Annotated in this window: 8 protein-coding genes and 1 pseudogene; 3 read left to right on the top strand and 6 right to left on the bottom strand. The window is 61.0% G+C overall.

The features are described 5' to 3' along the window. The 4 genes and pseudogenes from SYN63AY4M2_RS04330 to SYN63AY4M2_RS04315 all read right to left on the bottom strand — a co-directional run. Nucleotides 1–294: pseudogene (locus tag SYN63AY4M2_RS04330) on the bottom strand (RNA-guided endonuclease TnpB family protein); the annotation flags it as partial. 474 nt (nucleotides 295–768) lie between these two features. Further along, the gene (purD, locus tag SYN63AY4M2_RS04325) at nucleotides 769–2,064 is read right to left on the bottom strand and encodes a phosphoribosylamine--glycine ligase (RefSeq protein ID WP_099812403.1); all 1,296 of its coding nucleotides are present in this window, start codon (nucleotides 2,062–2,064) and stop codon (nucleotides 769–771) included. A gap of 80 nt (nucleotides 2,065–2,144) precedes the next feature. Then, nucleotides 2,145–3,350 (bottom strand): glycosyltransferase family 2 protein, encoded by a 1,206-nt coding sequence (locus SYN63AY4M2_RS04320; RefSeq protein ID WP_240527274.1) that lies wholly within the window; start codon nucleotides 3,348–3,350, stop codon nucleotides 2,145–2,147. Nucleotides 3,351–3,416: 66 nt separating this feature from the next. Further along, nucleotides 3,417–4,706, bottom strand: a complete 1,290-nt coding sequence (locus SYN63AY4M2_RS04315; protein WP_011429522.1) for an HD domain-containing protein — start codon at nucleotides 4,704–4,706, stop codon at nucleotides 3,417–3,419. 262 nt (nucleotides 4,707–4,968) lie between these two features. Between SYN63AY4M2_RS04315 and SYN63AY4M2_RS04310 the strand changes: the two genes are divergently transcribed. Then, nucleotides 4,969–5,886, top strand: a complete 918-nt coding sequence (locus SYN63AY4M2_RS04310; protein ID WP_240530495.1) for an SGNH/GDSL hydrolase family protein — start codon at nucleotides 4,969–4,971, stop codon at nucleotides 5,884–5,886. Nucleotides 5,887–5,903: 17 nt separating this feature from the next. Here the strand turns inward: SYN63AY4M2_RS04310 and SYN63AY4M2_RS04305 are convergent, their stop codons facing one another. Both SYN63AY4M2_RS04305 and dapA read right to left on the bottom strand, forming a co-directional pair. Beyond that, nucleotides 5,904–7,754: a ribonuclease J gene (locus SYN63AY4M2_RS04305; protein ID WP_099835632.1), complete on the bottom strand. Its 1,851-nt coding sequence runs from the start codon at nucleotides 7,752–7,754 to the stop codon at nucleotides 5,904–5,906. A gap of 253 nt (nucleotides 7,755–8,007) precedes the next feature. Then, the gene (gene dapA / locus SYN63AY4M2_RS04300) at nucleotides 8,008–8,964 is read right to left on the bottom strand and encodes a 4-hydroxy-tetrahydrodipicolinate synthase (protein ID WP_049749712.1); all 957 of its coding nucleotides are present in this window, start codon (nucleotides 8,962–8,964) and stop codon (nucleotides 8,008–8,010) included. A gap of 271 nt (nucleotides 8,965–9,235) precedes the next feature. Here dapA and SYN63AY4M2_RS04295 point away from each other — a divergent pair, with 271 nt between their 5' ends. Continuing rightward, nucleotides 9,236–9,862, top strand: coding sequence for a nitroreductase family protein (locus SYN63AY4M2_RS04295; RefSeq protein ID WP_011429526.1), 627 nt, complete (start codon nucleotides 9,236–9,238; stop codon nucleotides 9,860–9,862). Nucleotides 9,863–10,043: 181 nt separating this feature from the next. Then, nucleotides 10,044–10,317, top strand: a 274-nt coding sequence (locus SYN63AY4M2_RS04290) for a helix-turn-helix domain-containing protein (RefSeq protein ID WP_168175118.1), incomplete at its 3' end; no start/stop codon positions are given.

Genomic DNA, 10,317 nt, shown 5'->3' with positions numbered 1-10,317 from the left:
GGTAACGAACCTACGCTTGAACTCTTTAACTGGACGGTTGCGCTGTCTCGCCACTTTGCGAGCGCCTGCCACCCGTCTGCAGACCTGCTGGGCCAGATTACTGGACAAGCCGAACCGGGCTCGAATCTCGTAGTAGCAAAGGGATTGCAGTTTGACCGCGTTGACGATCTTCTCCGGCGTGTTCTGGTTGACCCAGTTCAAGGCTTGGCCAAAAGCCTCCATCGTCGCGTCCAATTTGGCGGCTTGCGACTGGGACGCCTTGAGCTTACAGGAGACGGTCAGGACTTGGCTCATAAGTTCATTGTACTTCATCAAAGCGCATTCCTCCCGGCACTGACCCTACGGGTACAGTGCGGGGCTCCTGCGATTTCTAGCTGAATCTATTTGAGAGAGATAGTCTCCTCTGCCATGCGCTGCCACAGGCGACCACCCCCAACCTCTTTTCCACCAGGGGAGAGGAGAGCGAGGAAATCCCTGCCCCAAGGGATCCAGGTCTGCGACTGCAACGGCTCAAGTGAGCTGATGCGGGATCCCTCTCGACAGGGGAGGCTCGGCCTTGGCAATATCCGTGCCTAGTCAAAGCAGAGGGCTATTGTTAAGGAATCTAAAGTAAAGTTGAGCTTTTGATATCACTGTTGCCGTCTTGTTACCGAAAGCGCTATCGTCTAAGCATCAAAGCTTTTTTCAAAGCTGCTTTATGGGCCCTGGAGGAGCGACCCCTCTGGGGCTTCTTCCATCCGGCTGCAGCTGAGAGGGCAAGGGATGGCTTTATGGGGTAGGGATCACTCCTCGGCGGACGGCAGGCCCCAGGGCGTGGCTGCCGATGTCAGAACGATAGTAGGCCTTGGGAAACTGCACTTGCTCCACAGCTGCGTAGGCTTGGCGCAGGGCCTCGGATAGGGTTGCCCCTTGGCCGGTAAGACAGAGAACGCGCCCGCCATCGCTCAGGAGCTGCTTGCCTGCCTGGCGGGTACCCGCATGAAACACCAACGCCCCCGTGGTGGCAGCTGCATCCAAGCCGGAGATGGGGATCCCTCGCTCGTAGGCATCGGGATAGCCTGGGGCTGCCATCACCACGCAGGCGGCATAGCCGGGTTTCCATTTGAGCTGGATTTGGGCCAGCCGTCCTTCTATACAGGCCAGCAGCACCTCGTCCAAAGGGTTTTCCAGCAAGGGCAGGATGACCTGAGCTTCGGGATCCCCAAAGCGGCAGTTGTACTCCAACACGTAGGGATCCCCACTGGGCGTGATCATCAAACCGGCATAGATCACCCCCTGGTAGCGGATGCCCCGCCGTTGCAAAGCCTCCAGGGTGGGATCCAGGATCTGGGTTTGGATGCGGGCCAACCCTTCTGGAGTGACCAGGTGATCCGCAGGGGCATGAGCTCCCATGCCGCCGGTGTTGGGGCCAGTATCGCCCTCGCCAAGGCGCTTGTAGTCCTGGGCAGGTGGCAGCGGCACACAGATCTGGCCATCGGTTAGAGCCAAAACCGACACCTCCTGGCCGGGGATAAACTCCTCGATCAGCACCTGATCGCCCGGCTTGGCCAGGGCTGCTTCCAGGGCTTGCACGGCTTCTTCCCGGTTTTGGGCAACGGTTACCCCCTTGCCGGCAGCCAGTCCGTCTTTTTTGATGACCACTGGGAAACTCTGGGAGTCGAGATAGGCCACAGCGGCAGATAGCTCAGCAAAGCCGGTAGCGCGAGCAGTCGGGATCCCCGCCTCTTGCATCAATTGCTTAGCCCAGAGTTTGCTTCCTTCCAGTTGGGCAGCGGCGCGGCTAGGCCCGAAAATGGGCAACCCTGCTGCCTGGAAGGCGTCCACGATCCCCTGCACCAAGGGCAGCTCTGGCCCTACCACCGTCAGGCGGATCCCTTGTACGGTAGCAAACCGCACCAGGCCTTCAATGTCGGTAGCCGCCAAAGCCACGGATTGACAGCGGGGCATCTGCTGCATGCCGCCGTTGCCGGGGGCACAGTAGACCCGAGTAACCTGGGGAGACTGCAACAGCTTCCAGGCCAGGGCGTGTTCTCGTCCCCCCGATCCGATGACCAGAGCCTGCATAGTGTGTTATTCCACCGTTTCTAAACCCAGCTTGCCTGTCTCCCGAACATCCCCCATTAGACCATGTTCTTGCCCCGTTTCTAGGGTGTTGGCACACTGTGGACGGCGAGAGAACGGCCCCGCCAGGTCCAGTTGCGGCCGGTGGTGGTGCGGATGGCCGAAGCCAAGATGATGGCCGCTGTCGCCCAACCCCCCACTGCCGTTAGCCACCAGTAGCGCAGGGGCAGATGCGCCCAATGCCGGAGCAAGAGCCGGATGGCCAATTGGGCCAGGATCCCTGCCAAGCTGGCCAACAGCACCTCCAGGGATCCCGTAGCCCCAGCCAGGATCACCCCCAACCAGGGCAAGCTGCAGATCCCCAAGACCGTACCCATTGCCAACACCGCCAAGGCCCAGTTGCGCTCCAGGCCCAGGAACCAGTTTTTGGTCCACCCTTCCCAGAGGGCGGCCCCATTGGCGTACATGCGGCTGCGCACCCGCGGCCCCCCCAGGCAGATCTGCAGGCCGAGGCCGGCCGCTTTGATGCGCTGTCCCAGCGCCACATCCTCGATGACCACCTCGGCCACGCCGGCGTGTCCGCCCACTTGCTCGTAGGCGGAGCGGCGAAACAGCATGAACGGCCCGAAGGCAAAGGCTTTGGGGTTGTCGGGATCGTTCACGGCGGCAAAGTCGTAGCCTGCCGCCAAGATGACCATCATGATGGGCTGCACCAGCCACTCGGCCAGGCAGCCGCACACCAACTGCGGCCCCACGCTTACCAGGCCGCTGCCGCTTGCCAGCAAATGTCCTAAGGCGGCTTCGATGGCTCCACTTTCCAGCCGCACGTCGCAGTCGAGAAAGAGCAGGTAGTCGGGGGGATCAGGCTGGGCGGCTAGGGCGGCAACGGCTTGGGCACAGGCCCAGTTTTTGCCCACCCAGGTCTGGCCTTGGGGGCGGGGATCCCCTTTGAGCAGGTGCAGCCGCGGATCCTGTCGCTTGGCGGCCAGTCCCTGGGCCAGCTCCCAGGTGGCATCGGTGGAGTCGTCGTCCACCAGCCACACTTGCAAGGGGGCGGCGGTGCTGTCCAGGATGCTGCTCAGGCAGCCCACCACGTTCTCCGCTTCGTTGTAGGCGGGCACGATCACCGCCAGCCGCTCCATGGCCGCTGCCACTGCTGCCGCTTGCTCCGGCGAGGGATCCCTCAGCCAGGGGGAGGCCCGCAGCGCCCGCCACAGCCGCAGCGCCACCAACGCAATGGCCAGGGCCGTCGGCGCCAACACCCCCGCCAGGATCTCCGGGATCCCCACGCTTGCTTCCCTCGCTTAGATACGAACGGCTTTGCCCATGCCCTGGCCCTAGGATCTCCCAATCCTCTAAGCAGACAGCGCCCCTTCTACGATATCGCTGTAGGGGCGGGGAAAGATCAGCCAAACCTGGCTTTGCGTTTCCACCAAAGCCCGCACCAGCGGCGAGAGCTGGGCAATTTCTGCGTAGCCGTCTTCGGTTTTGAGCTGGATCCCTTGGTCGTAAAAGCTGTAGCCCTGGACGTGGGCGGAGCGGATTCCCAGATAGCTTTCTGGATCCAAGCCATCTCGCTGCATCTTCTGGCTTAGAGTTGCCACCAGCTCTTGGCGTCGCTCGGCTGGCAAGCGGGTGAGGTTGCGGGCTTTGAACAGATCCCGCTCCAGGTAGCGCCGCGCCAGATCCGCCAAGATGGGATCCTTCCCCACCATAGCCCAAAAGCGGAAAGGGTAGCTGAACATCACATCGTCAGCGGCCAGGTAGAGGGGCAAAGGCAGCTCGAAGGGATCCCCCTTTTGCGCCGCCAGCGCGGCCCAGCACCAGGCGCTCAGGATGGGATCCAACTCGATCTCCCCCTTTTGCAAAAGGATCTGGGCCCGCTTGAAGAGGCGATCCAAAATGAAGCGGGCGCAGAGGCTCTTGGGGTGCTGGTAGACCTGGGTGTACATGAAGTAGCGCACCACCAGGTAATGTTCGATGGCTCCCAGGCCTTTGCGGGCGGGAATGGAGAGGGATCCCGTCTCCGGGTCGTAGTCCAACACCGTGAGGATGCGATCCAGATCCAGGTGGCCGTATTGGGCGCCGGTGAGCAGGCTGTCGCGCATGAGGTAATCAAAACGGTCGCAGTCCAGTTGGCTGGCAATGAGCTGCCCCACCAGCGGCAGGGGGAAGCGTTTCTGCCACACCTGCTCCAGTTGAGCGGGCAGTTGCGGGTCGAACTCCGCCAGAAGAGTCGCCACCTGGGGATCCTCGCGTACAATGCGGGCCGTCCAGACCTCATGGCGGCAGCCAAAAATCTCCTCCCCTGCATGGCTAAAAGGAGGGTGCCCAATGTCGTGCAGCAGGGCGGCAACCAGGGTAACGGCGCGGTAGGGGCGCAGCTCCGGGTAGCGGCGGGCCAACTTGTCGAGCAGCCGCCGCGTAACCTGCAGCACCCCCACCGAGTGGGTAAAGCGGGATCCCTCGGCCCCGTGGAAGGTCAAAAAAGCGGTGTCCAACTGGCGGATGCGGCGCAGGCGTTGGAAGGCCGGTGTGTCGATGAGGCGAATCAGCAGCGCCTCAACCGGATCCCCGCCATCCAGGCTGATGGCGCCGTGCAGGGGATCGTGGTAGGTGCGGGACTTGCAAAAGCGCAGCGCCATACTCCCACCATACTCGCCGATTGGCCGATCTTTGGTTAGCCTGTCTGGGGGGCTTCCCGCCCGGCCCGACCCCTGCCCAGTCTTTCCAAAGCTACCCCCTTGCACCTGCTTTCTTTGCCGACAGATGCAAGCGTCCAGATACCGAAAAAACCGACCTCCAGACCCTCAGACGGCTGGGCTGCTCCTCCTCTCAATCCTAATTTTGCTGCTCGGATCAGGGCTAGCCGCCTGTTCTGCCGCTTCGAAATCCCCTCTGCCTGCTGTGCCCGGCCCACCCGCCCTCACCCGCTACGTTGCCCTGGGAGCCAGCGATGCCGTCGGCTTCAACGCCTCCATCTCCTGCGATGGCCCGGCCAACGCGGCCGGCACCCGTCCGCAGCGCTCAGAACCCCTGGACTGCCCCAATGGAACGGGGTATGTCCCTCGCCTGGCCCGCCTGCTGCCCGGCCCGGTGGAGCTCATCAACTTGGGCCGCTCGGGAGCGGTGCTCAGCCCGGCCATGCAAGCCCTGCGGGAAGGGATCCCGGCCAACCTGCTCCAGGATCAAGTGCCGCGCATCCCTCCCAATGCTGACCTAATCACCATCTGGGTGGGCGGCAACAACACCAACGCCATTGTTTTTGCCGCCGCCCAACGGGCCCTGCAGGGGGAGGATCCCTTAGCCTTTATTGAACGCCAGATCCAACAGTTTGCCGCCGACTACCAAACTCTGCTCCAGGCGGTGCGGGCTCGCGCCCCCCAAGCTCGCCTAGCAGTGGCCAACCTGCCCAACTTTGCCCTGATTCCCCTAGGCCAGCAGCAGCCCAGCGGCCTGCGGCAACTTTTGGCTCTAGTCTCCGTCAGCCTTAGCCAACGGGCCATCAACCCCCTGAGCCAACAGGGGATCCCCGTAGTGGACTTGCTCTGCGATCCCCGCTCCTACCGCCGCGAGTCTTTCTTCCCTGGCCCGCTGGCGGATGGCTTTCACCCCAACGACCGGGGCTACGCCGACCTGGCCGAGGCCTTCCTGAGAGCCCTGCAGCAGCCCGTTCCGCCCCAAAACCGCTGCCCGCCCTTTAGCGACGTGGGATCCCTTTCTCCCGAAGCGTTGGCCGCCCTTGGCAAGGCAGAGCTCTCTTCCAGCAGCTTTCCGGCAGCAGAGCTCAACCCCCCCGGCCCAGGGAAGAAGGAGGAGACCTGAGCGCCAGCCACCGGGTCTTACGAAGCCGCCACCGCCGCCGAGGAGCGCCGCCGCCGCCCCAGGGCTATCCGTTCCTGTTCTGTCTTCGTCTCCCCTGTGGGCAGAGCAGTTACAGGTACAGACTCCTCCTCAGGCGATTGCACAAAAACCAGCACCGTCGGCTTGCCGGGCAACTGTTCCCGCACAAAGCGGCGCACCACCCGCTCCACTTCTGCCTTGAGGCCGGCCCAGTCAATATCCAGCCTGCCCCGCTCCAGCGAGCGGGCAAAGCGCGGCCAAGCTTGCTTGAGGGTGTCCTCCAGCAGGGGTTTCAGGTCGGATCCCTTGAGAGAGGTGCCCTCGCCTGCTAGGCCCAAGCTTTGCACCTGCGGCGTGCAGAGCAACTGGCCCCTGCCATCCAAGCTGATCACCACCGTCAGCATGCCATCTTTGGCCATCTGCTGGCGCTCTTGCAGCATCTCGTCCATCACCACCCCATCGTGGGAAGCGGCGATCATCTGCAGGCCAGAAGGCACTTTGTCTACAATGGCAATGCGCTCCTGGTTCACCTCCACCACATCGCCGTTGCCGATGATCACGATGTTTTCCCGCGGGATCCCCATGCTCATCGCCGTTTCGGCGTGCTTGACGAGCATGCGGTACTCCCCGTGGGTAGGAACAAAGAACTTGGGGCGCGTGAGGGCGATCATCAGCTTTTGGTCTTCCTGACAGCCGTGGCCGGAGACGTGTAGCCCCTTGTCCTTGCCGTAGATGACATCGGCTCCCAGCTCCATCAGCTTGTCGATGACCCGCGTTACTGCGAGCGTGTTGCCGGGAATGGGGTTGGCCGACCAAATCACCGTGTCTCCTGGCTTGATCTGCAACTGCGGATGCTCGCCGTTGGCAATGCGGGTCAGAGCAGCCAGCGGCTCGCCTTGGGATCCCGTGGTGAGGATGATCACTTTGTCGTCCGGCAGGCTGTTGATGACATGCATCGGCTGCAGCGTCTCGTCCTTGCAGCGGATGTAGCCCAGGCGCCGCGCGTGAGCCACCACGTTCAACATCGAGCGCCCCAGCAAAGACACCACCCGGCCCTGCTGCTCAGCAATCTGCAACACCAAGTTGAGGCGATGTACCGAAGAAGCGAAGGTAGTGATGATCACCCGTCCCTTGGCTCCCGCAATCGCCTTGGTAAGGCCTGGCACTACCGAGGCTTCGGAAGGAGTAAACCCGGGCACCTCGGCGTTGGTGGAGTCGCTAATCAGACACAGCACCCCCTTTTCCCCGTGCTCGGCCAGCCGCTGCAGGTCGAAGCGCTCCCCATCCACCGGTGTGTGGTCGATCTTGAAGTCGCCCGTCTGGATGACAACACCCACCGGCGTGTGCAGAGCCACCGTGAAGCTGTCGGGAAAAGAGTGGGTATTGCGGATGAATTCGGCAAAAAAGTTCTTGCTCAGGGGCACGATATCTCGCGGCCCGACCGGGCGCAATTCTGTGCGGTTCAACAGCCCCACCTCGCGCAGCTTGTCCTCCAGCAGCGCCAGCGCCAAACGCGGGCCATAGATAACCGGAATGTCGAATTCTCGTAGGTGATACGGGATCCCGCCAATGTGATCTTCGTGGCCGTGGGTAACTACCATCCCCCGCACCTTGTCCCGGTTTTGCTTGATGTAGGTCATGTCCGGCAGCACGATGTTGATGCCGTGCATGCTCTCATCGGGAAAAGCCAAACCGGCATCCAGCAGGATGATGTCATCCTCGTAGCGGAAGGCCCAGGTGTTTTTGCCGATCTCCCGCTCGCCTCCTAGCGGGATCATCTGCAGAGAGGAAGTGGGCTTAGCTGCCGAAGCCGCAGGACGGGAAGCGATCGAAGTACGTGGTGTTGGCATACTAGCTTTAGATCCTCAACAGTGACAGTCAAACAACAGACGAAAACTGGTATAGACAAATCCCAGCAAACTTACCCGCAAGGTCATAGGTAAAAGGCGGATTCCGCTGTTGCAATTTACCTCTTTCCCAGTTGGGAAAAAGCAAAAATTAGAAGGAAAACTGTCTTAATCACAGCTCAAACGCCACAGAAGACCCCCTAACCCTTAAAAAACTCTCGTCATGGTAAAGGTAAAACCTAAGAAAATAATCGAATCATGAAGCCTTCGCCGTCCTTCGTTCGGATCCCTGCGCTTCAGCCAGGAGGCCCATTTCTTGCAGCACTTGCCGTAAAACCTGTAAAGAACCGCCCTGGAGAGGCACCAGCGGAGGGCGCACCTGCCCCACTAGCCAACCCTGCATCTCTAGCGCTGCTTTGATCGGAACAGGGTTGGTCTCAATAAACAAAGCCTTAAACAGCGGAAACAGACGCAAATGATAAGTCAAGGCTTGGTCGTGTTGTCCCCTGCTGTAGCTTTGAATCAATTCCTGCAGTTGCGGCCCAACTAAGTGGCTAGCTACACTGACCACACCGCTGCCTCCCAAAGATAGGATCGGCAATGTCAGAGAGTCATCTCCTGAGTAGATGCCGAAATGTGAGGGAGTGAGCCGCCGAATTTCCGAGACTGCGTCCATTATACCACTAGCTTCCTTGATGGCGACAATCGTTTCCAACTCCGCCAATTTCGCCACAGTTTCCGGCTGCAGGCTCACCCCCGTCCGACCAGGAATGTTGTAGAGCATGATGGGCAGGTCGCTGGCTTGGGCGATCGCCTTAAAGTGCTGATAGAGGCCAGCTTGGGTGGGTTTGTTGTAGTAGGGCACCACCTGTAAAGAGCCATCCAAGCCCAATTGGGCAGCTTTTTTGGTGGCTTCAATGGCTTCGCGGGTGGAGTTGGATCCCGTCCCGGCGATAACTTTAGCCCGACCGGCCACCGCATCTCGCACCACGCGGAACAGTTCGTACTCCTCTTGCCAGGTTAGGGTGGGAGACTCGCCGGTGGTGCCACAGACCACGAGACCATCGCTGCCATGGGTTACCAAGTAATCGGCCAAACGAGCGGCTTCTTCGTAGTTAAGCTCCCCCTCAGGTGTAAAGGGAGTCACCATTGCCGTCAGCACGCGACCGAAATTCACAGGTTGCCTCTCCCCATCAACCACACCGCTCGCCATCGCCGGTCTGTGACCCCGCAAAATCCAATGCTGCGGGCTAGAGCCTTGATTATCCCCTTATCATAGCCGCCTTTGGGCCAGGGATCCCGTTTGGCCGAGGGGGCTGCTTGCCAAGGCCCGGCTCACCGGTTGCTTCAGACCGGCTAAAAAGGAGATAACCTAGAGAGGGCAGACCGTTTGAACCCAGAATGTACGGCTGCTCACCAACTCTGCCTCCAGTCGTGGGGTCAGCAGCCTTCTTGCTTTCGACCTTTGAGCTTCGAGGATTGCGATGGACGCCCTAGCCGCCCTAAAAGCGCGCATCTCCGCCGACAAGTTCGATCCCAGCCGCTCTTTATCGGAGATGGAGATCCAAGAGCTGGTTGCCTATGCTACGGAAGCCCCCTCTTCCTTCAACATCCAGCATTGGCGGTTTGTTGCCGTCGCCGATCCTGCAGATAAAGAGCGCCTCAAGGCCCTGGCCTACAACCAGCAGAAGGTGGCGGATGCGGCGGTGGTGTTTATCATCTTGGGGGATCTGAAGGGCTATGAGAAGCTGCCTGAGATCGCCCAAAGGGCCGTTGCCGCCGGGATCCTCCCTGCTGAGCGGGCGGAAAGTTGGGTAAGCATGGCCCAAGCCACCTACGCCAACAACCCCACCTTGGCGCGGGACGAGGCGATTCGCTCCGGGGCGCTGGCGGCCATGGCACTGATGATCGCGGCGCAGGCGAAGGGTTTGGTGAGCGGGCCGATGATCGGCTTTGACCCTGAAGGGGTCAAGCGAGAGTTTGGGATTGCCGATCGCTACGTGCCGGTGATGCTGCTGGCGGTGGGCTACCCTGCGCCCGGCAACTTGCCGCGCAAGCCTCGCTTGGGGGTGGATGAAGTTCTGGCCTTTGGGCGAGGGCGGGAGTTTTAGCTAATCCGCCGTTCGCGCTAGCGGGACGTAGTCCTGGAAGCCCCGCTCTGTACCCCCCTATATCCCAGCCCCCCAGTCCCCCAGCCCCCCAGTCCCCCCGTATACGGGGGGATATAGGGGGGCGGGCCGGCCAGAGTCAGGATGAGAGGCGGGAGCGTTCAACAGGTACAATGCATTCATCATGAGAACCGCTTACCAGTACCGCTTGCGCCCTACTGCTAGCCAAGTCGCCCTGATGGGTGAGTGGCTGGAGCTGCTGCGTAGGCAGTATAACTATCGCCTGGCAGAACGGTTCAACGGGTGGGAGCAGAATCGCTGCAATATCCATGCCTGCTCCTTGACGGTCTGTCATCTGCCTGTGTTGAAAGACAAGCCCGATTTCGACTCCCACAAACGAGACTTGGTAAACACAAAGGCTCTCTTCCCCGAATACCAAGCGATTCATTCCCAGGTGC

It is taken from the genome of Synechococcus sp. 63AY4M2 (assembly GCF_002760475.1).
Classification (GTDB): domain Bacteria; phylum Cyanobacteriota; class Cyanobacteriia; order Thermostichales; family Thermostichaceae; genus Thermostichus.
This window is presented reverse-complemented; position numbering and strand designations above follow the sequence as displayed.

Excerpts from the sequence above, each read along its gene's own strand:
- purD (WP_099812403.1), bottom strand. The coding sequence starts at position 2,064 with ATGCAGGCTCTGGTCATCGGATCGGGGGGACGAGAACACGCCCTGGCC.
- SYN63AY4M2_RS04315 (WP_011429522.1), bottom strand. The coding sequence starts at position 4,706 with ATGGCGCTGCGCTTTTGCAAGTCCCGCACCTACCACGATCCCCTGCAC.
- SYN63AY4M2_RS04305 (WP_099835632.1), bottom strand. The coding sequence starts at position 7,754 with ATGCCAACACCACGTACTTCGATCGCTTCCCGTCCTGCGGCTTCGGCA.
- dapA (WP_049749712.1), bottom strand. The coding sequence starts at position 8,964 with ATGGCGAGCGGTGTGGTTGATGGGGAGAGGCAACCTGTGAATTTCGGT.
- SYN63AY4M2_RS04295 (WP_011429526.1), top strand. The coding sequence starts at position 9,236 with ATGGACGCCCTAGCCGCCCTAAAAGCGCGCATCTCCGCCGACAAGTTC.